34 protein-coding genes are annotated in these 21,168 nt (G+C 43.8%); 32 read left to right on the forward strand and 2 right to left on the reverse strand.

Going from position 1 to position 21,168, the window contains the following annotated elements; translation table 11 throughout:
- Nucleotides 1-110: 110 nt before the first annotated feature.
- Together VB733_RS12470 and VB733_RS12475 are read left to right on the forward strand one after the other, a co-directional pair.
- A complete protein-coding gene (locus VB733_RS12470; protein WP_323340399.1) occupies nt 111-533 on the forward strand; it encodes a hypothetical protein in 423 nt (140 codons plus the stop codon).
- 87 nt (nt 534-620) lie between these two features.
- Nucleotides 621-1,562, forward strand: a complete 942-nt coding sequence (locus tag VB733_RS12475; protein ID WP_323340400.1) for an AMIN domain-containing protein — start codon at nt 621-623, stop codon at nt 1,560-1,562.
- Between the two features lie 168 nt (nt 1,563-1,730).
- Here the strand turns inward: VB733_RS12475 and VB733_RS12480 are convergent, their stop codons facing one another.
- Together VB733_RS12480 and VB733_RS12485 are read right to left on the reverse strand one after the other, a co-directional pair.
- The gene (locus VB733_RS12480) at nt 1,731-2,270 is read right to left on the reverse strand and encodes a DUF3172 domain-containing protein (protein WP_096617586.1); all 540 of its coding nucleotides are present in this window, start codon (nt 2,268-2,270) and stop codon (nt 1,731-1,733) included.
- Nucleotides 2,271-2,467: 197 nt separating this feature from the next.
- Nucleotides 2,468-2,947: an NAD(P)H-quinone oxidoreductase subunit N gene (locus VB733_RS12485; RefSeq protein ID WP_323340401.1), complete on the reverse strand. Its 480-nt coding sequence runs from the start codon at nt 2,945-2,947 to the stop codon at nt 2,468-2,470.
- 912 nt (nt 2,948-3,859) lie between these two features.
- On the opposite strand from VB733_RS12485, the gene rplC reads away from it, so the two are divergent.
- The 30 genes from rplC (at nt 3,860) to rpmE (ending at nt 21,116) form a co-directional block, all read left to right on the forward strand.
- Nucleotides 3,860-4,501 (forward strand): 50S ribosomal protein L3, encoded by a 642-nt coding sequence (rplC, locus tag VB733_RS12490; RefSeq protein WP_096617590.1) that lies wholly within the window; start codon nt 3,860-3,862, stop codon nt 4,499-4,501.
- 131 nt (nt 4,502-4,632) lie between these two features.
- Nucleotides 4,633-5,265, forward strand: coding sequence for a 50S ribosomal protein L4 (gene rplD, locus VB733_RS12495; RefSeq protein ID WP_323340402.1), 633 nt, complete (start codon nt 4,633-4,635; stop codon nt 5,263-5,265).
- Nucleotides 5,258-5,575, forward strand: a complete 318-nt coding sequence (locus VB733_RS12500) for a 50S ribosomal protein L23 (protein WP_096617594.1) — start codon at nt 5,258-5,260, stop codon at nt 5,573-5,575. Before rplD ends, VB733_RS12500 begins: the two co-directional genes overlap by 8 nt.
- A 12-nt stretch (nt 5,576-5,587) precedes the next feature.
- On the forward strand, nt 5,588-6,451 hold the full coding sequence (rplB, locus tag VB733_RS12505) for a 50S ribosomal protein L2 (RefSeq protein WP_323340403.1): 864 nt from the start codon (nt 5,588-5,590) through the stop codon (nt 6,449-6,451).
- A 102-nt stretch (nt 6,452-6,553) separates the two neighbouring features.
- Nucleotides 6,554-6,832, forward strand: coding sequence for a 30S ribosomal protein S19 (gene rpsS / locus VB733_RS12510; protein WP_096617598.1), 279 nt, complete (start codon nt 6,554-6,556; stop codon nt 6,830-6,832).
- A 9-nt stretch (nt 6,833-6,841) separates the two neighbouring features.
- Nucleotides 6,842-7,204, forward strand: coding sequence for a 50S ribosomal protein L22 (gene rplV, locus VB733_RS12515; RefSeq protein WP_096617600.1), 363 nt, complete (start codon nt 6,842-6,844; stop codon nt 7,202-7,204).
- Nucleotides 7,205-7,302: 98 nt separating this feature from the next.
- Nucleotides 7,303-8,079, forward strand: coding sequence for a 30S ribosomal protein S3 (gene rpsC, locus VB733_RS12520; RefSeq protein WP_323340430.1), 777 nt, complete (start codon nt 7,303-7,305; stop codon nt 8,077-8,079).
- A gap of 156 nt (nt 8,080-8,235) precedes the next feature.
- Complete coding sequence (gene rplP / locus VB733_RS12525; protein WP_096617602.1) at nt 8,236-8,673, forward strand: 50S ribosomal protein L16; 438 nt, start codon at nt 8,236-8,238, stop codon at nt 8,671-8,673.
- 3 nt (nt 8,674-8,676) lie between these two features.
- Nucleotides 8,677-8,892: a 50S ribosomal protein L29 gene (gene rpmC, locus VB733_RS12530; protein WP_323340404.1), complete on the forward strand. Its 216-nt coding sequence runs from the start codon at nt 8,677-8,679 to the stop codon at nt 8,890-8,892.
- A 115-nt stretch (nt 8,893-9,007) separates the two neighbouring features.
- On the forward strand, nt 9,008-9,247 hold the full coding sequence (gene rpsQ, locus VB733_RS12535; RefSeq protein ID WP_096617606.1) for a 30S ribosomal protein S17: 240 nt from the start codon (nt 9,008-9,010) through the stop codon (nt 9,245-9,247).
- A gap of 53 nt (nt 9,248-9,300) precedes the next feature.
- Nucleotides 9,301-9,669, forward strand: coding sequence for a 50S ribosomal protein L14 (rplN, locus tag VB733_RS12540; protein WP_096617608.1), 369 nt, complete (start codon nt 9,301-9,303; stop codon nt 9,667-9,669).
- A complete protein-coding gene (gene rplX / locus VB733_RS12545; protein WP_323340405.1) occupies nt 9,669-10,019 on the forward strand; it encodes a 50S ribosomal protein L24 in 351 nt (116 codons plus the stop codon). The genes rplN and rplX overlap by 1 nt, the downstream gene beginning before the upstream one ends.
- Nucleotides 10,020-10,164: 145 nt before the next feature.
- Nucleotides 10,165-10,710 carry a 50S ribosomal protein L5 gene (gene rplE, locus VB733_RS12550; RefSeq protein ID WP_323340406.1) on the forward strand — a complete coding sequence of 182 codons (546 nt, stop codon included), beginning with the start codon at nt 10,165-10,167 and terminating at the stop codon, nt 10,708-10,710.
- Between the two features lie 22 nt (nt 10,711-10,732).
- Nucleotides 10,733-11,134 (forward strand): 30S ribosomal protein S8, encoded by a 402-nt coding sequence (gene rpsH, locus VB733_RS12555; RefSeq protein WP_096617614.1) that lies wholly within the window; start codon nt 10,733-10,735, stop codon nt 11,132-11,134.
- 153 nt (nt 11,135-11,287) lie between these two features.
- Nucleotides 11,288-11,833 (forward strand): 50S ribosomal protein L6, encoded by a 546-nt coding sequence (rplF, locus tag VB733_RS12560; RefSeq protein ID WP_323340407.1) that lies wholly within the window; start codon nt 11,288-11,290, stop codon nt 11,831-11,833.
- Nucleotides 11,834-11,836: 3 nt separating this feature from the next.
- Nucleotides 11,837-12,199, forward strand: coding sequence for a 50S ribosomal protein L18 (gene rplR, locus VB733_RS12565; RefSeq protein ID WP_323340408.1), 363 nt, complete (start codon nt 11,837-11,839; stop codon nt 12,197-12,199).
- A gap of 144 nt (nt 12,200-12,343) precedes the next feature.
- Nucleotides 12,344-12,874: a 30S ribosomal protein S5 gene (rpsE, locus tag VB733_RS12570; protein ID WP_096617621.1), complete on the forward strand. Its 531-nt coding sequence runs from the start codon at nt 12,344-12,346 to the stop codon at nt 12,872-12,874.
- A gap of 39 nt (nt 12,875-12,913) precedes the next feature.
- A complete protein-coding gene (gene rplO, locus VB733_RS12575) occupies nt 12,914-13,363 on the forward strand; it encodes a 50S ribosomal protein L15 (protein ID WP_323340409.1) in 450 nt (149 codons plus the stop codon).
- A gap of 88 nt (nt 13,364-13,451) precedes the next feature.
- Nucleotides 13,452-14,765, forward strand: a complete 1,314-nt coding sequence (secY, locus tag VB733_RS12580) for a preprotein translocase subunit SecY (protein WP_096617625.1) — start codon at nt 13,452-13,454, stop codon at nt 14,763-14,765.
- Nucleotides 14,765-15,316: an adenylate kinase gene (locus VB733_RS12585; RefSeq protein ID WP_323340410.1), complete on the forward strand. Its 552-nt coding sequence runs from the start codon at nt 14,765-14,767 to the stop codon at nt 15,314-15,316. Before secY ends, VB733_RS12585 begins: the two co-directional genes overlap by 1 nt.
- A 179-nt stretch (nt 15,317-15,495) precedes the next feature.
- Nucleotides 15,496-15,720 (forward strand): translation initiation factor IF-1, encoded by a 225-nt coding sequence (infA, locus tag VB733_RS12590; protein WP_006276978.1) that lies wholly within the window; start codon nt 15,496-15,498, stop codon nt 15,718-15,720.
- Between the two features lie 113 nt (nt 15,721-15,833).
- Nucleotides 15,834-15,947 carry a 50S ribosomal protein L36 gene (gene rpmJ / locus VB733_RS12595; RefSeq protein ID WP_015200862.1) on the forward strand — a complete coding sequence of 38 codons (114 nt, stop codon included), beginning with the start codon at nt 15,834-15,836 and terminating at the stop codon, nt 15,945-15,947.
- Between the two features lie 137 nt (nt 15,948-16,084).
- On the forward strand, nt 16,085-16,465 hold the full coding sequence (rpsM, locus tag VB733_RS12600; RefSeq protein WP_096617629.1) for a 30S ribosomal protein S13: 381 nt from the start codon (nt 16,085-16,087) through the stop codon (nt 16,463-16,465).
- 51 nt (nt 16,466-16,516) lie between these two features.
- Nucleotides 16,517-16,912, forward strand: a complete 396-nt coding sequence (gene rpsK / locus VB733_RS12605; protein WP_096617631.1) for a 30S ribosomal protein S11 — start codon at nt 16,517-16,519, stop codon at nt 16,910-16,912.
- A gap of 392 nt (nt 16,913-17,304) precedes the next feature.
- Nucleotides 17,305-18,252 (forward strand): DNA-directed RNA polymerase subunit alpha, encoded by a 948-nt coding sequence (locus VB733_RS12610; protein ID WP_096617633.1) that lies wholly within the window; start codon nt 17,305-17,307, stop codon nt 18,250-18,252.
- 162 nt (nt 18,253-18,414) lie between these two features.
- On the forward strand, nt 18,415-18,765 hold the full coding sequence (gene rplQ / locus VB733_RS12615) for a 50S ribosomal protein L17 (RefSeq protein ID WP_323340411.1): 351 nt from the start codon (nt 18,415-18,417) through the stop codon (nt 18,763-18,765).
- Nucleotides 18,766-18,894: 129 nt separating this feature from the next.
- Nucleotides 18,895-19,719, forward strand: coding sequence for a tRNA pseudouridine(38-40) synthase TruA (gene truA / locus VB733_RS12620; protein ID WP_323340412.1), 825 nt, complete (start codon nt 18,895-18,897; stop codon nt 19,717-19,719).
- A 116-nt stretch (nt 19,720-19,835) separates the two neighbouring features.
- Nucleotides 19,836-20,297: a 50S ribosomal protein L13 gene (gene rplM, locus VB733_RS12625; protein ID WP_096617639.1), complete on the forward strand. Its 462-nt coding sequence runs from the start codon at nt 19,836-19,838 to the stop codon at nt 20,295-20,297.
- On the forward strand, nt 20,297-20,713 hold the full coding sequence (rpsI, locus tag VB733_RS12630) for a 30S ribosomal protein S9 (protein ID WP_323340413.1): 417 nt from the start codon (nt 20,297-20,299) through the stop codon (nt 20,711-20,713). Before rplM ends, rpsI begins: the two co-directional genes overlap by 1 nt.
- 166 nt (nt 20,714-20,879) lie before the next feature.
- On the forward strand, nt 20,880-21,116 hold the full coding sequence (gene rpmE / locus VB733_RS12635) for a 50S ribosomal protein L31 (RefSeq protein ID WP_096617643.1): 237 nt from the start codon (nt 20,880-20,882) through the stop codon (nt 21,114-21,116).
- Nucleotides 21,117-21,168: the final 52 nt, after the last annotated feature.

A 21,168-nucleotide genomic window follows, 5' to 3' on the forward strand; every position in this document is an offset into this window, starting at 1 on the left:
TCTTGCGTAATTTTTTTGAATTCTGCTGAAATTCTGATTATGTAAGCTTATGTTTCAGGCTCTAACTCCTCCTTCATAATTCCTAACTCTGCACTTTTAACCAAAAAATTATGACTCCTACACTATTTGGACGCTGGCAAACTCGTGTACTCTTACTTGCTACAGTTGGTGTATTAGTCTCTTTACCCTTTGTGATGACTGCGCCAGATGCTGAAAAAGGGATTTATTTTTGGGTTCTTGCTTATGTGGCGATTTTTGGGATTATTTGGGATATAGTCTATGATCGCATCCAAAAATATCGTTGGGATAGGGATTGGCCCGCAGTATATCAACTTTTTGCGGGACTTTGGGAGATGGTATTTATTTTGTGTGGAGTCAAACTGATTGGTTTACCAGCAATACCAAAGGAACTACCATTAGATAAATTTTTGTTGCACTATAGTGCTGTCTGGTTCGCTATATTTACTGTATCCCAAACCCTGATGAGAGTAATTTTTGTGCGCTGGCGTTTCCGTGGAGGAGAGTGGCTTTAGGGTGATTTGTTCAAGAGTTTTTTCAAGGGAACGGTTATCAAGCATGATTTGAGATTAAGTATTCAAAAGCAGAGGATAATATTTCAGATGATTAACACAGTCGCAAATCAGCAACTTCTAGAAATACCACAACCCAATCGCAAACATCTCTACCAAAAATTATTCTCAGTTAGCATATTTAGTGTATTCAGCTTGTGTGGAGCCTTATCACTACCAAATATTCATACCGCGATCGCTCAAAATTCTCAACTGCAAGAATGGCAATTTTTCCCAGAATTCGCCCAATTAGAATTTACTCTTTCTGCGGCTTCCCAACCCAAAGTATTTTACCTCTCTCAACCCTCGCGCCTAGTCCTAGACATTCCCAACACAAAATTAGGCTTTGTTCCCACTCGGCAGAATTATAACGGTGCAATTCAAAGTATCCGAGTTTCTCAACTCAAAGCTCAAACTAATATTACCCGTATAGTTCTTGATTTTGCACCAGGAACAACTTTTAATCCCAATCAAGTATTATTACAACCAGTTTCCACCAACCGTTGGGTATTACGTCCCTTCGTTACCAGCTATAACCCTAATGTGACACCACAGGGATATTTCCCCCCACAATCCAATAATTATCAGCCAGCAACCCAAACACCACAGACACAAACTAACTTACCACCAGCAGTTTACGCACCTCAAGCACCAAGCAATAACTTACCAGGATTCTATCCACCTCAACCCACTGGAACTCTACCATCAACATTGGGAAATAGTAGTCTGCCTCCAGTTACGAACAATATTACTAATAGTATTCAACAACCTTTCGTCAGCGTTCCCCCACTCAACTCCAATAACACCTCACAAATACCTGGTTCAATACTACCGCCAGCCAGCTTTCCCAATTTATCTGGAGGTTTTAATAATCCTCCTCCATTAATTAATCCCAATTCCGTTACTACCTACCCAAATAGCGTCAATAGTGATACCAACCCCGGTATAATTCCATTACCTTGGGGACAAAGCATACCCAATCAAGGGCAGTAATCAATCATTAATCAACCATAAAAATTTAGAGACGTGATACATCGCGTCTCTAATCATAAAATAGCCTATTGCCAGCAATGTTAAGCTGTTTAGCACTTAGCATTTAGTTTTAATAAATAGAAACTTAAGAAAATTAGGCTATCAAATGTAAATTAAATGTACCTCAGCTTAAAACCGTTCTGTTCCCTGAGGTGGGGCAACAGCACCAGGTTGAGTCAAGAAAAAGTTTTGAGCCGCTTCGTTTTGATATATACAGCGAATATCAGGTTTGTCACTATCCAAATTACCAGTAAAACCAAAAGTATTTAAACGGTTTTTACAATCTCGCACCTGTTCTGATGTTACAAGATTCCTTTGCTCTAATATCGCCCAGTTATTTTGCCTAATCACGCATCCAGGACGCATACTCGGCTGACCTACATATACATTAAACGGGTTGAGAGTCACAAACAACCGAGCATCCATCACCATTGCACTTGCACCATACTGAGCGCAAATTTCTGGATTTGGAGCTTTGGTATCAATAAATTCACGGGAAGCTACATTGGATGGAGTCAATGTAGTTGTGGAGCTAAACGCAATACCAATCCCAATTCCGAGAACAAACACCCCTCCTAAAATCGCTATGGTGGTGAAGTTGAACACCGGGGATTGGAAAGCAGAAGATTTTGAAGTAGTAGCCGATCTACTTGGAGGTCTACGTCTCATTGTTTCTTGATCAAATTTTAGCCTGTTTGGGAGTGAGTAATCTAAACTGCTCTCCCTCCTTAACAGTATGACGATTATTCGCCTTAGTTGTGTGTGATTTTTGGATTTTAGTTAATAACTAGATAATACTAGGGGCGCGATCGCGCGATCGCGCCCCTAAAGATTTATTCGTGGTTAACTAGTATCCTAAGTAACACTTAGCTAGCAACAGCGAAAGTCTTCTCAAGAGGAGTCCAACGGAAAAAGCGATCGCCTCCCCGTTCAACAATCACTTTCACACGTGGCTCCATACTAGGTAGTGCAGCCAAGTATTCTAACTCTTGATCAGAAAGAACATGCCCTTCGAGAATCCACAAAACCAAACCTTTTGACTTTGGTGGTAACTGCTGCAACTGATAAGTCAAAATCGGAGGTACGTAATAAACATAACCAACAGCCGCACCGCTACTAGTGCTTTTCTTACCCAAATGCGGTGGTCTAACACCATGAATGCGGGTGAGATAGGCGGCTACATCACCTAAACCCCGTGCCGTGAAGTTGAGCGCATTGTAACCCGCAGCACGCAGTCGGCGACGATACCGACCTTCAAAACCCCCTTCCAAGGGAGCATAAACGCCTAAAGCGCCATATTTCTCTAAATCGCGAATCAGCCCTTTACCAGTGGTAATTAGTGCCATGAGTTTTTTTCCTATCCCACTTCGATACTTCTATTATTGACTGGGAATCGTTAAATTCAATTACATGATTAACTTATGGTCAACATTAGCGAAAATTAAGGCATTTTGCAGTGTCAAAGGAAATGGAGCAAAGTATAAAAAGTGAGGCTGAGAAGCAGCAACTCTTAGTTCCTCATCTCCTGCAAAAAAAATATAGACAAAAACGCATCTACATTATATATTGTTAGATTGTGACCAAATTTAATTCTAAATTAAATTTACGTTGCACTCTCAGCGACATCGGAAACAAGTTAGCAACAATCTGATTCAAAAAAATGACAATTCATTTTTAGATAGGGTAAACTATCTTGGTGACTCATAGACTGATAAGATTAATAGCCTTAGGGAAATTTTGGAGCTTCATTCGAGATACCAAAGCCAGCCTTGAGAGATTTAATTAGATTCACTAAATTAGTCAAGACAAACTAGACAAGCCTTTAGAAAGCTTGTAGAGTCGCCAGTAAAGCCAAAACAAAGCAAAAACTGAGCAGTAATGTTGGTTTCAGGCATTATATTTTAAGTCTCAGAAGTGCGGATACTGAGTGGTCTCACCACTTAAGTCCGAAGCCAAGACCAAAGTGCCAGAGTAATACTGGAAATAAGGTGTTGCTGCACAACTAGCAGAGCTAATTCAAGCTTACATTCAATGCCAGAGAGCAGCTTTTTGAGGAAGATGCTCCTCGCGGTAGCTCCCCTGGTGCAGTTTTGATAGTTCAAGATTGGATTAGACTCAGCAGATTCGCAGAAACTGCGGCAAGGCTGAATAGCGGGTTTCCGCTTACTACCAGAAAATATCTGGATAGTTTAAATTGTATTGTTTTGGTGAATCTGAAATCGATAATAAAAGATAAGTAAAAAGGAGAACCAGTAACTGTGTCTGTAGGTATTCTCGGCACCAAACTGGGCATGACCCAAATCTTTGACGAAGCAGGAGTTGCAATTCCTGTCACCGTTGTCCAAGTGGGACCATGTACAGTTACACAAGTAAAAACTAAACAGACCGACGGTTACTCTGCCATTCAAGTTGGCTATCGCGAAGTGAGAGCAAAAGGTTTAAACAAACCAAAATTGGGACATTTGAAAAAATCAGAAGCCCCAGCTTTGCGTCACTTGCGGGAATATCGCATTGAAAATGCTAGCGAGTATTCTTTAGGTCAACAGATTACGGCAGATATTTTTAGCGCCGGTCAAATCGTAGACGTGAGCGGAACCAGTATTGGTCGAGGTTTTGCGGGTAACCAAAAACGTAATAACTTTGGTCGAGGACCCATGTCCCACGGTTCTAAAAACCACCGCGAACCAGGTTCTATCGGTGCGGGTACAACACCCGGTCGTGTATTCCCTGGGATGCGAATGGCGGGTCGTCTGGGTGGTAAGACTGTAACTATAAAAAAATTAACCGTTGTGCGAGTCGATAGCGATCGCAACCTATTGCTAATCAAGGGAGCCATTCCAGGTAAGCCTGGAGCCTTGGTCAACGTCATCCCTGCCAATTTAGTCGGCAGAAAAAAATAATGTTGGTAGTTGGTAGCTAGCGGTTACCAGGTAATAGTTAATGATATTTCGAGTCACCAATACTAAATACCTAATAACCAATAACTAAACAACCAATGACCAATAACTAATAACTAGTAACCGACAAAAAAATGTTTGAGTGTGTAGTTAAAAATTGGCAAGGGGAGCAAGTCGGACAAAAAACGTTCGAGATGAAAGTTGCCAAGGAAGAAAATGCCTCCCATATAGTACATCGCGCTTTGGTTAGACAAATGACCAATGCTCGTCAAGGTTCAGCAAACACCAAAACCCGTTCGGAAGTACGAGGTGGTGGTCGTAAACCCTGGCGGCAAAAAGGTACAGGTAGAGCGCGTGCAGGTTCGATTCGATCGCCATTATGGCGTGGTGGTGGTGTCATTTTTGGACCCAAGCCGCGCAAATTTAACATAGAAATGAACCGCAAAGAGCGGAAATTGGCATTGCGTACAGCATTCGCCAGCCGAATTGACGACCTAATTGTTGTCGAAGAATTTGGTACCCAACTATCACGCCCAAAAACCAAAGAATTGGTACAGGCGATCGCTCGTTGGGGTTCTGCACCAGACGATAAAACTTTATTAATTACATCGGAACGTAACGACAACATCTATTTCTCAGCCCGTAATATTGAAAACGTGAAGTTGCTATCAGCAAATCAACTCAACGTTTACGATTTACTAAACGCTGATAAAATCATCGTTACCGCATCCGCATTAGAACAGATTCAGGAGGTCTACAGTGCCTAACTATAATGACCCCCGTAACCTACCAGACCTCGTACGTCGCCCCATCGTCACCGAAAAAGCGACCATTTTAATGGAGCAAAACAAATACACATTTGAAGTAGCTCCCAAAGCCGACAAATTTCAAATTAAAGCGGCGATAGAAAGCCTTTTTGATGTCAAAGTCACCAAGGTAAATACCATTAACCCGCCGCGTAAGAAAAAGCGTGTTGGTAAGTTTGTTGGATTCAAACCCCATTACAAAAAGGCAATTGTTACAGTTGCCCCTGGGGATGAAGAGAAGATTCGACAAGTTCTATTCCCAGAAGTGTAACGGTAATTAATCATGGGTACTCGTTCTTATCGTCCCTACACCCCTAGTACGCGAGAAGTCACAATTTCCGACTTTGCGGAAATTACCAAAGACAAACCGGAAAAGTCGCTAACGGTATACAAGCACCGTAAAAAAGGTCGTAACAACCAAGGGCGTATCACTAGCCGTCGCCGGGGTGGTGGACACAAACAGCTTTATCGGATCATTGATTTCAAACGCGACAAACGTAGCATTCCCGCCAAAGTTGCGGCTATTGAATACGATCCCAATCGTAATGCTCGGATTGCACTGCTTTATTACCAAGATGGAGAAAAGCGCTATATTCTCCACCCCAATGGGTTGAAAGTTGGCACAACCGTAATGTCCGGTCCCGAATCTCCCATTGAAGACGGAAATGCATTACCTTTGGCAAACATCCCTTTGGGTACAACCGTTCACAACGTCGAATTGACTCCTGGTAAAGGTGGTCAAATCGTCCGCGCCGCCGGAGCTTCCGCCCAGGTCGTCGCCAAAGAAGGTGATTACGTCACCCTCAAACTACCTTCAACCGAAGTCCGTATGGTTCGTCGCGAATGCTACGCCACCATTGGACAAGTGGGAAATACTGAACACCGCAACTTGAGCGCTGGGAAGGCAGGACGGAACCGTTGGAAGGGTCGTCGTCCTAAGGTCAGAGGTAGCGTCATGAACCCAGTAGACCACCCCCATGGTGGTGGTGAGGGACGGGCACCTATTGGTCGTTCCGGTCCTGTAACCCCTTGGGGTAAGCCAGCGCTAGGTTTCAAGACCCGTAAGCGGAAGAAAGCCAGCAGTGCTTTAATCGTACGTCGCCGTCGGAAGACATCGAAGCGGGGACGTGGCGGACGCGAATCTTAGAAAAAGTTATGAATTCAGAGTTTAGGAGTTATGAGTTTTAACTCCTAGCTCCTAACCTACAACTCCTAACTTGAAATAACTCCTAACTGGAATCAAAATCCTATGGGTCGTTCTCTTAAAAAAGGTCCCTTTGTTGCGGATCATTTGCTCAAAAAAATAGATAGGCTCAACGCCAGCAACAAAAAAGAAGTAATTAAAACCTGGTCGCGAGCATCAACAATTCTCCCCCAGATGGTAGGTCACACAATTGCCGTCCATAACGGTAGACAACATGTTCCTGTGTTCGTCAGCGACCAAATGGTAGGACATAAATTAGGCGAATTTGCACCTACTCGTACTTATCGCGGTCACGCCAAAAGCGACAAGAAAGGTGGTAGATAGGAGAAAACTATGGCAACTAATACTACCAATGAAGTTAAGGCGATCGCCCGCTATGTTCGCATGTCCCCTTTGAAAGTGCGAAGAGTTCTCGACCAAATACGTGGTAGAAGCTATCGTGAGGCATTGATCTTACTCGAATTTATGCCTTATCGAGCTTGCGACCCCGTACTGAAGCTTATCCGTAGCGCCGCAGCCAACGCTGAACATAACAATGGACTTGATCGCGCTCAATTGATAATTACCCAAGCATACGCCGACCAAGGACCAGTTCTCAAGCGTTTCCAACCCAGAGCGCAAGGTAGAGCTTACCAGATTCGCAAACCAACATGTCATATAACTGTCGCTGTAGCTGAAGGTGCGGTTGCGGAATAATCCCGAACCAAATCCATAGCCAACAATTACGCTATTTGTCGCAACTGCGCGGTATATACAAAAAAATCCTACAGCAAGAAATTTTAGAGGAAGCATTTGTGGGACAGAAGATTCATCCAGTAGGCTTTCGCCTAGGGATTACTCAAGAACACCAATCTCGTTGGTTTGCCGAGCCTAGCCGCTATCCAGAGCTTCTGCAAGAAGACTACAAACTTCGTAAATACATCGAAGAAAAGTTAGGCAGATTAGCACAAAATAACGCTGGCATTTCTGAAGTTCGGATTGAACGCAAAGCCGACCAAATTGACCTCGAAGTTCGCACAGCCAGACCTGGTGTTGTTGTCGGACGCGGTGGACAAGGTATTGAGTCATTGCGTACCGGACTACAAGAATTACTCGGTAGCAACCGCCAAATCCGTATTAACGTTGTTGAAGTTCAACGAGTTGATGCTGATGCTCACTTAATTGCCGAATATGTAGCCCAGCAACTCGAACGTCGGGTTTCCTTCCGTCGAGTCGTGCGCCAAGCAATTCAACGCGCTCAACGTGCCGGAATTCAAGGCATCAAAATCCAAGTTAGTGGTCGTCTCAACGGTGCTGAAATCGCCAGAACAGAAGCATCTCGTGAAGGTAGTGTGCCTTTACATACTCTAAGAGCCGATATTGACTACGCATACTGCACAGCAAAAACTATCTACGGGATTCTGGGCATCAAGGTTTGGGTATTTAAAGGCGAGATTATCCCCGGACAAGAGGAAGCACCCACACTCAGTTCCAATCGTGGTGAACGTGGTGGCGAGCGTGGCGAACCCCGTCGTCGTGGTGGAGGTCAACGTCGTCGTCAACAATTTGAAGACCGCTCGAATGAAGGATAGTCAGTAGTCATTTGTCATTTGTCGTTTGTTATTGATTATGAGTCTGTAGGTTTTTTCTAAATCGTAGAAGCTCAAGGGCAAAACAACAAAGTACAAAATGCAAAGGGCAAAAGGCAAAAGACAAAAGACCAAGGACAAAGGACACTCGTACAAATCATGTTAAGTCCAAGAAGAACTAAATTCCGCAAACAACAACGCGGACGGATGAAAGGGTTGGCTGCACGTGGTAGTTCCTTAAGTTTTGGTGATTTTGCTCTCCAAGCACAGGAACCATGCTGGATTACCTCAAGACAAATTGAAGCCTCCCGTCGGGCAATGACTCGCTATATTCGTCGGGGTGGTAAAATTTGGATTCGTATTTTCCCAGATAAGCCAGTAACAATGCGTCCTGCCGAAACCCGGATGGGTTCTGGTAAAGGTAATCCAGAGTTTTGGGTAGCTGTAGTGAAGCCAGGGCGAATTTTATTTGAAATCGCTGGCGTTCCCGAAGCAACGGCTCGTGAAGCCATGCGTCTGGCTTCTTATAAGTTACCAATTAAAACCAAGTTTATTTCGCGTTCTGAAATAGAACCTCAAGAACAGGAACAGGAGTAGGTCATGCCGCTTCCCAAAATTTCCGAAGCCAGAGAATTAAGCGACGAGAGATTAGCTGAAGAAATTCTGGCAATTAAAAAGCAGTTATTTCAATTGCGCTTACAAAAAGCCACAAGACAGCTAGAAAAACCTCACCAGTTTCGACATGCTCGGCATCGTCTAGCACAGTTATTAACTGTTGAGAACGAGCGTAAAAGAGCAGCACAAAAGGAAAGTTAGGAGTTAGGGGTTAATAGTTAATAGCTAAATAGTTGGTAGTTTACTACTGGTATCAAAGCAAAAATTAACTCATAACTCACAACTCATAACTCATAACTCTAAGTAGTAGGAGATTATGGCAGTTAAAGAAAGAGTCGGTTTGGTAGTGAGCGACAAAATGCAAAAAACGGTAGTAGTTGCCGTTGAAAACCGCGCTCCCCATCCCAAGTATGGAAAAATTGTGGTGAAAACCCGGCGTTATAAAGCTCACGACGAAGAGAATCAGTGTAAGATTGGCGATCGCGTTCGTATTTCTGAAACCCGACCACTGAGTAAAACCAAACGCTGGCAAGTCACTGAAATTCTGAATAAGTAAAATCTACAAATAATATTGTTAGATTTTTAACACTTTTATTAGGAAGAGTAACCGTGATTCAACAGCAATCTTATCTGAATGTCGCCGATAATAGCGGTGCCCGTAAACTCATGTGCATCCGCGTACTGAGTAAAGGGAATAGCCGTTATGGCTTCGTTGGCGATCGCATTATCGCCGTCGTTAAAGACGCTATCCCCAACATGGGTGTGAAAAAATCCGATGTTGTCGAAGCAGTCATCGTTCGTACCCGCCACACTATCCGGAGAGATAGCGGCATGAGTATTCGGTTTGATGATAACGCCGCAGTGATCATCAACAAAGATGGCAACCCCAAAGGAACTCGTGTATTTGGTCCAGTGGCACGGGAATTAAGAGAAAAAAGCTTTACCAAAATCGTTTCGCTGGCACCGGAGGTGCTGTAATGACTGCTAAAAAGGAAAAACCCCAATTCCAGAAAATGCATGTCAAAACTGGCGACACAGTGCAGGTAATCGCTGGTAAAGACAAAGGCAAAGTGGGTGAAGTGATGAAAGCACTTCCTAAAGAGAGTAAAGTGCTTGTCAAAGGCGTGAATATGAAAACAAAACACGTCAAACCCCAAGGCGAAGGAGAATCCGGACGGATTGTCACCCAGGAGTATCCCATCCACAGTTCTAACGTGATGTTGTATTCCACTAAGCAAAACGTTGCTAGCCGTGTTTGCTATACCGTCACCGCCGAAGGTAAGAAAGTGCGGATGCTCAAAAAAACAGGGGAAATCTTGGATAAGTAGTTAGGAGTTAGGGTTTACAGTGGGGAGTTAATAGTGAATATACTTGTACTCAAGTCGATCTGTGAACAGACAATCGCCCACAGCACCCAACACTCATAACTGACTTTTTCCCTGACCAAGACCAGGGACATTAAGGACAAACATTATGGCAAACAAGCTCAAGTCTACGTATCAAGAGACAATAGTCCCCAAACTGATAAAGCAGTTTGATTATACTAACGTTCACCAAGTTCCTAAAGTAATAAAAGTTACTATAAACCGAGGATTGGGTGAGGCGGCGACTAATGCAAAAGCACTCGAAGCATGTCTTTCGGAAATTGCATTAATTACTGGTCAAAAACCAGTTGTCACCAGAGCCAAAAAAGCGATCGCAGGTTTTAAGATTCGTCAAGGGATGCCTGTAGGTGTCATGGTGACTTTACGGGGCGCTCGGATGTATGCTTTCCTCGAACGTCTCATTAACCTAGCACTGCCTCGAATCCGCGACTTTCGTGGGATTAGTCCCAAGAGCTTTGATGGGCGTGGAAACTATACCCTTGGCGTTCGCGAACAATTAATATTTCCAGAAGTCGAATACGACAAAATCGACCAAATCCGTGGTATGGACATCTCCATCATCACCACAGCGAATAACGACGAAGAAGGTCGTGCTTTACTCAAAGAAATGGGTATGCCTTTTCGCGATCAATAAGTTCATCTAGACAGAGGGAAAGATGGCGGCAAACGACACAATTGCAGATATGCTGACGCGCATCCGCAATGCCAATATGGCAAGGCATCAAACAACACTAGTGCCTGCAACAAAAATGACTCGCAACATCGCTAAAGTGTTGCGCGAAGAAGGCTTTATCGGTGAATTTGAAGAAGCTGGAGAGGGTATTAAAAAGAATTTGGTGATTTCTCTCAAATACAAGGGTAAAAATCGCCAACCTCTAATTACAGCCCTCAAACGAGTTAGCAAACCAGGTTTGCGGGTTTATTCCAACCGCAAAGACTTACCGCGAGTTCTCGGTGGTATTGGTATCGCGATTATTTCCACATCAAGCGGTATCATGACAGACCGAGAAGCACGCCGCCAAAATGTTGGTGGTGAAGTACTTTGTTACGTTTGGTAGTTATTTAGTCATTGGTCACTTGTCATTGGTCACTGTCATTGCTCCGCTTGTCATTAGTTGTTTTTAATTAGTACGTGAAAACATCAAAATAACAAAGGACAAATAACAAAGGACAAATAACAAAGGACAAATAACAAAGGACAAAGAAGAATTATGTCTCGAATTGGTAAACGTCCAATTACGGTTCCGGCAAAAGTCCAAGTGACAATTAATGGAGCCAAAATAGTTGTCAAAGGTCCCAAAGGCGAACTTTCCCGCGACTTGCCCGCGAATGTATCAGTTGCCCAGGAAGGAGAAACTCTTTCCGTCAATCGTCGCGATGATACAAGGACATCTCGCCAATTACATGGTTTGTGCCGGACACTGGTAGCAAACATGGTGGAAGGTGTATCTCAGGGTTTTCAACGTCGTTTGGAAATTCAAGGGGTCGGTTATCGTGCTGCTGTTCAAGGTCGCAACCTGGTGCTAAACATGGGTTATAGTCATCAAGTACAAATTGCGCCTCCCGAAGGTATTCAGTTTGCGGTTGAAAATAACACTAACGTCATTGTCAGTGGATACGACAAAGAAATAGTTGGTAATACCGCAGCCCAAGTCCGTGCAGTTCGTCCACCTGAACCTTACAAAGGTAAAGGTATTCGCTATTCGGGTGAAGCCGTTCGCCGTAAAGCTGGTAAGACTGGTAAGGGTAAAAAATAAACTATGAAACTCACTCGCAGAGAATCGAAAGAACGCCGCCACCGCCGCATTCGTGGCAGGGTCAGTGGTTCCCCAGAACGCCCTCGCTTAGCTATATTTCGTTCTAATGAGCATATCTATGCTCAAGTGATTGATGACACCGCTCACCATACCTTGGTTGCAGCTTCGTCTTTAGAGCCAGAATTAAAAACTCAATTAACTTCCGGTTCCAATTGCCAAGCTTCCACTGAAGTAGGTAAGTTAATTGCCAAGCGATCGCTTGAAAAAGGGATTACCAAAGTAGTTTTTGATCGTGGAGGAAATCTTTACCACGGTCGGATCAAAGCGTTGGCAGAAGCAGCCCGTGAAGCTGGTTTGGATTTTTAAAATTGGTTAACAGTTAATGGTTAATGGTTAATAGTCAGTGGCTTAATAGTTAACGGTTAATCACAATAATAACTAAATAACTATTGACGAATAACTAATCACGAATAACCAATAACCAATCACAAATCGCAAAGGATATTAAATATGGCAACTGGTGGTCGAAAGAAATCTAACCGCACAAAAAAAGAAGATACTACCTGGCAAGAGCGAGTTATTCAAATTCGCCGCGTCAGCAAAGTAGTCAAAGGTGGTAAAAAACTCAGCTTCCGTGCAATTGTTGTTGTTGGTAACGAACGCGGGCAAGTTGGAGTTGGAGTTGGGAAAGCATCTGATGTGATCGGTGCTGTGAAAAAAGGTGTCGCCGACGGCAAAAAACACTTAATCGAAGTTCCGATTACTAAATCCAATTCGATTCCTCACCCCATCAACGGCATGGGTGGTGGAGCTAAAGTAATCATGCGTCCAGCTGCCCCTGGTACCGGCGTAATCGCGGGTGGAGCAGTGCGTACTGTTCTCGAATTAGCAGGAGTTCGCAACATCTTAGCGAAGCAACTCGGTTCAAATAACCCCTTGAATAATGCCCGCGCCGCAGTGAATGCCCTCTCTACCTTGCGTACTTTATCGGAAGTTGCTGAAGATCGTGGTGTTCCCATTGAACGCCTTTACGCTCAGTAATATCCACAACTCATTTCATTTAAGGACGAATGACAAGCCATGAGACTCCATGATGTCAAGCCGCAAGCTGGCTCCAAAAAACGTGGTCGCCGCGTCGGTCGAGGTATTGCAGCAGGTCAAGGTGCTAGTGCTGGTAGAGGTATGCGCGGTCAGAACTCACGTTCTGGCGGTGGAACTAGACCAGGTTTTGAAGGTGGTCAACAACCGTTGTACCGTCGTTTACCAAAGTTGAAGGGCTTTCCCCTCGCCCCTCGGAAAAAGTACACTACGATTAATGTAGAAAAGCTAGCTTCGCTGCCCGCAGATACAGAGGTAACATTGGAATCTTTGAAAGAAGTAGGAATTTTGACTTCTGGTAGAGACCCATTAAAAATACTAGGTAACGGGGAGTTGGGTGTTGCACTCAAAGTCAAAGCAGCAGCTTTTACTGCATCAGCTCGTAGCAAAATTGAGGCAGCTGGTGGCAGTTGTGAAGTTTCGCCAAGGTGAGCCAAGTAGATATCTTCTTCAGGGCACACTCTCAGGGCAAACAATCCTCGCTGCCAGCGCCAGGTTCACTTTTTCAAGGTAGCCCTCTATGATTAGTCGAGATAAAGCCCCAAGCGCTCAAGAAACTTTTATGCAGATGGCGCAAGCAGCTGGACTTCGAGGTCGGCTGCTTGTTACGGTCGGTATTTTAATTTTGATTCGGTTGGGTATTCACGTACCCATTCCGGGAATTGATCGCCAAGCTTTTGCTGCGGCGATCGCTAATAACAATCAAGTATTAAGCTTTTTGGATATCTTTTCGGGAGGCGGACTCTCGGCGCTCGGTGTTTTTGCGCTGGGAATTCTACCTTACATCAATGCTTCGATTATCATCCAACTTCTCACTGCTGCTATCCCAGCTTTAGAAAACTTACAAAAAAACGAAGGCGAAGCTGGTAGACGCAAGCTTTCTCAATATACTCGCTACGTCTCTTTGGGATGGGCAATATTACAAAGTGTTTTCATTTCGGCGTTTTGGCTACGACCATACGCAATTAGTTTTAGCCCCTTCTTTGTCGCCCAAACTGCGATCGCTCTTGTTGCTGGCTCGATGTTCGTCATGTGGGCTTCGGAGGTAGTGACTGAAAGTGGGATTGGTAACGGTGCATCCTTGTTGATTTTTGTCAACATTGTCGCCACACTACCAAAATCTTTACAAAATACAATTCAATTAGTTGAAAGTGGTGGGCGTGATACAGTCGGTCGTGTCATCGTGCTGTTGCTCCTGTTCATAGTCACAACCATTGGTATTGTTTTTATTCAAGAAGGTGTCCGCCGCATCCCCATTATCTCCGCTCGCCGTCAAGTTGGTCGTCGAATATTGGCAGAACAACGTAGTTACCTGCCATTGCGGCTTAATCAAGGTGGTGTGATGCCAATTATTTTTGCATCCGCTATCCTCAGTTTGCCTGCCTTGATTTCCCAGTTTGCTAAAAATCAAACTTTCTCGGAAATAGTACAAACATATTTAAGCCCTAGCGGTAATGGCTCTTGGGTTTATGCGTTAGTACAACTGGTCTCGATTATTTTCTTTAGCTACTTCTATTCCTCACTGATTGTCAACCCGATCGACGTAGCCCAAAACCTCAAAAAGATGGGTTCGAGTATTCCTGGTATTCGTCCAGGGAAAGCGACTAGTGAGTATATCGAGCGAGTATTAAATCGGTTAACCTTTTTGGGGGCAGTATTCTTAGGCTTAATTGCGATTGTTCCGACTGCAATTGAGGGATTTCTAAATATCAGAACCTTTCAAGGATTTGGTGCAACCTCGTTATTAATCCTGGTTGGTGTAGCGATTGATACCGCAAAGCAGGTTCAAACCTACGTCATCTCTCAGCGTTATGAAGGAATGGTGAAACAATAGTGACACGACTAATCTTCTTGGGACCTCCGGGTGCAGGTAAAGGAACGCAAGCCAAGGCACTTGCAGACCACTGGCAAATTCCTCATATTTCGACGGGTGATATTTTACGTCAAGCATTAAAAGAGCAAACTACCTTAGGGGTTAAAGCTCAAAGCTACATGGATAAGGGTGAGTTAGTTCCCGACCAATTAGTAGAAGAGATGGTTGAGGAACGGCTGAAACAACCCGACACCACATCTGGATGGATTCTGGATGGATTCCCTCGCACTGTAAAGCAGGCAAGCTTTTTGGAAGCTTTATTACAAAAGCTAGATCAAGCAGGGGAGCGGGTAGTTAATCTTGACGTGCCCGATGATATTGTGGTTGCACGTTTACTCGAACGCGGACGTAAAGATGATACAGAAGAAGTCATCCGTCGTCGTCTCGAAGTTTATCGCTCGGAAACTGCCCCTTTAATTGACTACTACAGTTCTAAAGCACAACTGTTAATAGTCAATGGTAATCAGTCCCTCGAAGAAGTCACCGCCGAACTTGCAAAAGTTATTTCTTAGGAAGGGTTAATGGGTAATTGTCCTGACCTAGTGACCAGTACCCAATGCCCTATTCCCAATTAAATAAGATATATTAATAAACTGTTGATATATTTGGCAAAACATGTGTTCTTGCAGTAGTAATACAACTGCGGGCGATTAAACAAGAACCAAAAATACTGAGTTGAGGAAAAAGCAAGTTGTCTAAGCAAGACTTAATTGAAATGGAGGGCACAGTTACAGAGTCATTACCCAACGCCATGTTTCGCGTTGACTTGGATAATGGCTTTAATGTGTTAGCTCATATCTCTGGCAAGATCCGCCGTAACTATATCAAGATTTTACCTGGCGATCGCGTCAAGGTAGAACTCACGCCTTACGACTTGACAAAGGGTAGAATTACCTATCGGTTGCGTAAAAAATAGGTTAATGTACAGGATTTTACCATAACAAAAACTTTTTGGGTAATATCCACCATTTAAACTGAATATTTTTCCTAAAAATGCTATAATTTAACATTTGGAGTCAAACTAGAAAAATGAAAGTTCGAGCTTCCGTTAAACGAATTTGCGAAAAATGCAACGTCATCAAACGTCGCGGTCGCGTTATGGTGATTTGCGTAAATCCCAAGCACAAGCAACGCCAAGGATAAGCCATTTTTGATAGATTTCGTCAGGCTAAATTTCATCAAGCATCGAAAATCTAAATATTACAACTACTCAGCATTCGCTGTTCAACATCTAGTTGTAGATTGCAACACAGGACAAGCAATATAGGGAGATATTCACAGTGGCACGTATTGCCGGAGTAGACCTTCCCCGCGACAAGCGGATTGAGATTGGTCTCACTTACATATTTGGAATTGGACTATCACGTTCAAAAGCGATTTTAGCTGCAACAGGCGTAAATCCAGATACACGAGTGAAGGATTTAAGTGATGCCGATATTTCCTCCTTGCGGGGTGAAGTCGAAAGCAATTACCAAGTAGAAGGTGATTTGCGACGCTTGGAAGCAATGAGCATCAAGCGCCTAGTAGACATTGGTACTTACAGAGGTCGCCGTCATCGCATGGGCTTACCAGTCCGAGGACAGCGTACCCGTACCAATGCCAGAACTCGACGCGGTAGAAGACAAACCGTAGCTGGTAAGAAAAAAGCACCAGGTAAATAAACTAACAATACTTGTGAATAGCAAGTTTTACGCTAACTCAACTAAATCGATATGGCGCGTCAAACAGGAAAAAAAGGTGGGAGCAAGAAGACAAAACGTAATGTTCCCAACGGAGTTGCTTACATCCAATCCACTTTCAACAATAGCATTGTCACCATCACCGATCAAAACGGTGATGTTATATCCTGGGCAAGTGCTGGCTCCAGTGGTTTTAAAGGCGCAAAAAAAGGAACCCCTTTTGCGGCTCAAACTGCTGCTGAAAGTGCAGCCAGACGAGCAATGGACTCAGGAATGCGTCAAATAGAAGTGATGGTAAGTGGTCCCGGAGCTGGACGCGAAACCGCAATCCGCGCATTACAAGGAGCTGGATTGGAAATTACATTGATTCGCGATATTACACCGATTCCTCACAACGGTTGTCGTCCGCCCAAGCGTCGTCGAGTTTAGACCCAATTGGTTGGGCGGTTGTTGACAACATTTAAGAATCAATTAGTGTCACTTTCAAGCATAAGCAAAAATTACCCTTGGGAGTGACTTATGCTTGGATTTTTAGTCATTATTCCGTTTTGATTCTCCTCACTCGTATCGTGACCGTCTAAAAAAGTGTAATCGAAGAAGTTACGAAAACAGTAGCAATACCAAAGTAAAGAAACTTCTTTTTCACCCAATCAATTAGTATCGCCCACGTTTTTAGGAATGTTCAGATATCTACAACTGATGTTAAATCATTTCAAGTTTTAGAGTTTGGAATCATCTGGAAACGACCGGGACAAAGTGTAAATTCGACAGGTAATTTTATATTGCCTGCTAGCAGGACTGAAAACAAGGGAGGCTGCTCCGTGGCGCAATTTCAAATTGAATGTGTAGAGTCCAATACAGAAGAAACTCGGAGCCATTATAGTAAGTTTGTGTTGGAGCCTCTAGAAAGAGGACAAGGAACGACAGTAGGTAATGCCCTGAGAAGGGTTTTACTTTCTAATTTAGAGGGTACTGCGGTAACGGCGTTGCGGATTGCAGGTGTTTCGCACGAATTTGCCACCGTTCCCGGTGTCCGCGAAGATGTTCTCGAAATCATGATGAGAATGAAAGAAGTCATTCTCAAGAGTTATTCTTCTCAACCTCAAATTGGTCGTTTGCTCGTCACTGGTCCAGCAAACGTGACTTCTTCGCATTTTGATTTACCCAGTGAAGTTGAAGTGATGGACCCGACTCAGTATATTGCCACTCTAGCAGAAGGCGCAAAGCTGGAAATGGAGTTCCGCATAGAAAGGGGTAAAGGGTATCGTACCGTTGAACGTGGTCGGGAAGAAGCTACATCGTTAGACTTTTTACAAATTGACTCCGTATTTATGCCAGTGCGGAAAGTTAATTATAGTGTTGAAGAGACTCGCGGTGAGAGCAACATCCCTAAAGATAGATTACTGCTTGAAGTCTGGACAAATGGTAGTCTTAGCCCTCAAGAAGCACTTTCTTCAGCCGCTAATATCCTGGTAGATTTATTTAATCCGTTAAAAGACTTTACTTATACGGAGCAGGATACAGGAATTACTGAGGACTTAGACCCAACGGCACAAATCCCAATCGAGGAATTACAACTTTCAGTGCGTGCTTATAACTGTCTCAAGCGGGCACAAGTTAATTCTGTAGCAGATTTGCTCGATTATACTCAGGAAGACCTATTGGAAATAAAGAACTTTGGTCAAAAGTCGGCTGAAGAAGTTGTAGAGGCTTTACAGCGACGTTTGGGTATTACCCTGCCAATGGAAAGAGGTTCTAAGCACAATTAATTGTTAGTGGTTAAGGTAATTAGTTAGTTATTAGTGAATATGTAAGTTATTGATGAGCGGTTTATTCAGAAACTTTAATCAACAACTAGCAACTAACAACTAACACCTAACACCTAACAAAGAAATATCTAATTCAGTATTTATTGTTCACTGTCGATTATTATGCGCCATCGTTGTCGAGTTAAACAACTTAGCAAACCAGCAGACCAGCGTCGCGCCCTGTTGCGATCGCTCACCACTGAATTGATTCGTCACGGTAAAATCACAACAACCTTGGTTCGCGCCAAAGTTGTTCGTGCCGAAGTCGATAAAATGATTACTCTCGCTAAAGACGGTTCGCTCTCAGCACGTCGTCAAGCAATGGGTTATATTTTTGACAAACAACTAGTTCATGCTTTGTTTGAACAAGCGCCAACACGCTACGGAAATCGTAATGGCGGTTATACCCGCATTATGCGTACAGTTCCGCGTCGTGGTGACAATGCGGACATGGCAATCATTGAATTGGTATGATTTGGGCAATGGGCAGTAGACGGGAATAGCATCTCTTACCCTGGAGAATTTACCAAAGACTAGGGTCGGCAATGTCAGGGAAAGTGACCACAATACCCCATCCCCAGTACCCCATTCCTCAATAAACCTATGTTAGAGAGCCAGTCCACAGAACAAAAGCGAGTCGCCCTGGTAATACAATACCTGGGGACTCATTTTCATGGCTGGCAAAGGCAGGCGCGACACCGTACCGTACAAGAGGAAATTGAAAAGGCGATCGCCTTAATAGTTGGTCATCATGTCACCTTACATGGTGCCGGACGAACCGACGCTGGAGTACATGCAGCCGCACAGGTGGCACACTTTAACATCAAAAGTAAAATACCGCCGCACAAGTGGGCAGCAGTTCTCAACAAATACCTCCCATCAGATATATTGATAAGGGCATCATCAGAAGTTGATAGTAACTGGCACGCACAATATAGTGCAATGTATCGGCGCTATCGTTACACACTCTATACTGATGCGCGACCTAACTTATTTATCAAACCCTTTTGTTGGCATTATTATCATGCTCCTCTGGATGAATCATTAATCCAGAATGCGATCGAGCCTCTGATTGGCAAGCATGACCTGGGAGCATTTCGCCGCGCCAATTCCAAACGCGCCCATTCTTGGGTAGAAGTGCAAGAAGCAAAATGCGATCGCGATGGTTCATTTATCCATATTGAAATTCAAGCAGATGGGTTTTTGTACGGCATGGTGCGCTTTATTGTGGGAATGCTAGTACAAGTTGGTTCGCAAGAAAGGACAATTTCCAACTTCACCGAAATTTGGAAAAATCAACTCCGCGAACAAGTGAAGCACTCCGCACCAGCCCAGGGTTTATGCCTATTGCGTGTAGGCTATCCAGATTTGACTTTTTCAAAAGAAATTTGGTTTGATACACAGCCAAAGTTTGTATTTAGTTATTAGTTATTTAGTTATTAGTTAATGGTTAAGAGTTAATCGGAATTAACCACTAACAATTACCAATTAACCAATACCAATTAACCAATAACAATTAACAATTAACCAAGGACAATTGACAAATGACAGCACAAAAAACATATCTTCCCCCAGTTAGTACCCTTGAAGGCGACTGGTACGTAATTGATGCAGCCGATCAACGTTTAGGTCGCCTAGCTACTGCGATCGCCATGATCCTCCGGGGCAAAAACAAGCCGGAATTCACTCCCCACTTAGATACTGGTGACTTTGTAATTGTCATCAACGCCGAAAAAGTCACGGTTACAGGCAAAAAGCGGACTCAAAAACTTTACCGTCGTCACTCCGGTCGCCCCGGTGGGATGAAAACCGAAACATTCGCCAAACTCCAAGAGCGGATACCCGAACGCATCATTGAAAAAGCAGTCAAGGGTATGTTACCCAAAAACAACATGGGTAGACATTTATTTACCAAACTGAAAGTGTATGCGGGTTCAACCCATCCCCACGCTGCCCAACAACCCAAAGAATTAAAAATTAACACCATTCCAGGAGCAGAAGGTTAATGCAAGCAACCGATATTAATAGCGGTCGTGCTATGTACTTTGGTACAGGTCGCCGCAAATCCGCGATCGCGCGTGTCCGATTAGTCCCCGGAACTGGACAACTCACCGTCAACGGCAAACCCGGAGAATTGTACTTTCAATTCAATGCTAATTACCTTGGTGTCATCAAAGCACCCCTAGAAACTCTAGGTATGGAAAATGACTACGATATCCTCGTAAAAGCCGAAGGTGGTGGTCTCACTGGACAATCAGATGCAGTTCGTCTGGGTGTTGCACGGGCACTTTGCCAACTTGACCCCGGCAATCGTCCCCCACTCAAAACTGAAGGTTATTTAACCCGTGACCCACGAGCTAAAGAACGTAAGAAATACGGTTTACACAAAGCTCGTAAAGCTCCTCAATACTCGAAACGATAATTTGGGAAATGGGCAGGCATGGGAATGTAGGGATGGAGAGACAGAGAAAAATAACACAGATGCAGTACATATGTATTGTTTTCGTCTTTTCCCTCTTATCCTCGCTGCATCCTCCTATTCCCCCAAATAAAGTTATAATTTCTATAGATTCACCACGTAAGGAACAATGGCTAAAGAAGGTATTCATCCTCAGTGGTATCCAGAAGCTAAAGTTATTTGCAACGGACAAGTTGTGATGACAGTAGGCTCCACCAAGCCCGAATTGAACGTAGATGTTTGGTCTGGAAACCACCCTTTTTACACAGGAAATCAGAAGATTATTGACACCGAAGGTCGCGTAGAACGTTTCCTTCGCAAATACGGAATGTTCGACCAATCAGCCAGCGACCAAGAACAAAAGTAGCTGCTTGGCTTTGCTTAATCACGACCCGGCACTAGCTGTTGGGTCTATTTTG

Origin of the sequence: Calothrix sp. UHCC 0171 (assembly GCF_034931845.1) — a bacterium.
GTDB lineage: Bacteria > Cyanobacteriota > Cyanobacteriia > Cyanobacteriales > Nostocaceae > Brunnivagina.

Excerpts from the sequence above, each read along its gene's own strand:
- VB733_RS12470 (WP_323340399.1), top strand. The coding sequence starts at position 111 with ATGACTCCTACACTATTTGGACGCTGGCAAACTCGTGTACTCTTACTT.
- VB733_RS12475 (WP_323340400.1), top strand. The coding sequence starts at position 621 with ATGATTAACACAGTCGCAAATCAGCAACTTCTAGAAATACCACAACCC.
- VB733_RS12480 (WP_096617586.1), bottom strand. The coding sequence starts at position 2,270 with ATGAGACGTAGACCTCCAAGTAGATCGGCTACTACTTCAAAATCTTCT.
- VB733_RS12485 (WP_323340401.1), bottom strand. The coding sequence starts at position 2,947 with ATGGCACTAATTACCACTGGTAAAGGGCTGATTCGCGATTTAGAGAAA.
- rplD (WP_323340402.1), top strand. The coding sequence starts at position 4,633 with ATGTTTGAGTGTGTAGTTAAAAATTGGCAAGGGGAGCAAGTCGGACAA.
- rplB (WP_323340403.1), top strand. The coding sequence starts at position 5,588 with ATGGGTACTCGTTCTTATCGTCCCTACACCCCTAGTACGCGAGAAGTC.
- rpsS (WP_096617598.1), top strand. The coding sequence starts at position 6,554 with ATGGGTCGTTCTCTTAAAAAAGGTCCCTTTGTTGCGGATCATTTGCTC.
- rplV (WP_096617600.1), top strand. The coding sequence starts at position 6,842 with ATGGCAACTAATACTACCAATGAAGTTAAGGCGATCGCCCGCTATGTT.
- rplP (WP_096617602.1), top strand. The coding sequence starts at position 8,236 with ATGTTAAGTCCAAGAAGAACTAAATTCCGCAAACAACAACGCGGACGG.
- rpmC (WP_323340404.1), top strand. The coding sequence starts at position 8,677 with ATGCCGCTTCCCAAAATTTCCGAAGCCAGAGAATTAAGCGACGAGAGA.
- rpsQ (WP_096617606.1), top strand. The coding sequence starts at position 9,008 with ATGGCAGTTAAAGAAAGAGTCGGTTTGGTAGTGAGCGACAAAATGCAA.
- rplX (WP_323340405.1), top strand. The coding sequence starts at position 9,669 with ATGACTGCTAAAAAGGAAAAACCCCAATTCCAGAAAATGCATGTCAAA.
- rplE (WP_323340406.1), top strand. The coding sequence starts at position 10,165 with ATGGCAAACAAGCTCAAGTCTACGTATCAAGAGACAATAGTCCCCAAA.
- rpsH (WP_096617614.1), top strand. The coding sequence starts at position 10,733 with ATGGCGGCAAACGACACAATTGCAGATATGCTGACGCGCATCCGCAAT.
- rplF (WP_323340407.1), top strand. The coding sequence starts at position 11,288 with ATGTCTCGAATTGGTAAACGTCCAATTACGGTTCCGGCAAAAGTCCAA.
- rplR (WP_323340408.1), top strand. The coding sequence starts at position 11,837 with ATGAAACTCACTCGCAGAGAATCGAAAGAACGCCGCCACCGCCGCATT.
- rpsE (WP_096617621.1), top strand. The coding sequence starts at position 12,344 with ATGGCAACTGGTGGTCGAAAGAAATCTAACCGCACAAAAAAAGAAGAT.
- rplO (WP_323340409.1), top strand. The coding sequence starts at position 12,914 with ATGAGACTCCATGATGTCAAGCCGCAAGCTGGCTCCAAAAAACGTGGT.
- secY (WP_096617625.1), top strand. The coding sequence starts at position 13,452 with ATGATTAGTCGAGATAAAGCCCCAAGCGCTCAAGAAACTTTTATGCAG.
- rpmJ (WP_015200862.1), top strand. The coding sequence starts at position 15,834 with ATGAAAGTTCGAGCTTCCGTTAAACGAATTTGCGAAAAATGCAACGTC.
- rpsK (WP_096617631.1), top strand. The coding sequence starts at position 16,517 with ATGGCGCGTCAAACAGGAAAAAAAGGTGGGAGCAAGAAGACAAAACGT.
- rplQ (WP_323340411.1), top strand. The coding sequence starts at position 18,415 with ATGCGCCATCGTTGTCGAGTTAAACAACTTAGCAAACCAGCAGACCAG.
- truA (WP_323340412.1), top strand. The coding sequence starts at position 18,895 with ATGTTAGAGAGCCAGTCCACAGAACAAAAGCGAGTCGCCCTGGTAATA.
- rplM (WP_096617639.1), top strand. The coding sequence starts at position 19,836 with ATGACAGCACAAAAAACATATCTTCCCCCAGTTAGTACCCTTGAAGGC.
- rpsI (WP_323340413.1), top strand. The coding sequence starts at position 20,297 with ATGCAAGCAACCGATATTAATAGCGGTCGTGCTATGTACTTTGGTACA.
- rpmE (WP_096617643.1), top strand. The coding sequence starts at position 20,880 with ATGGCTAAAGAAGGTATTCATCCTCAGTGGTATCCAGAAGCTAAAGTT.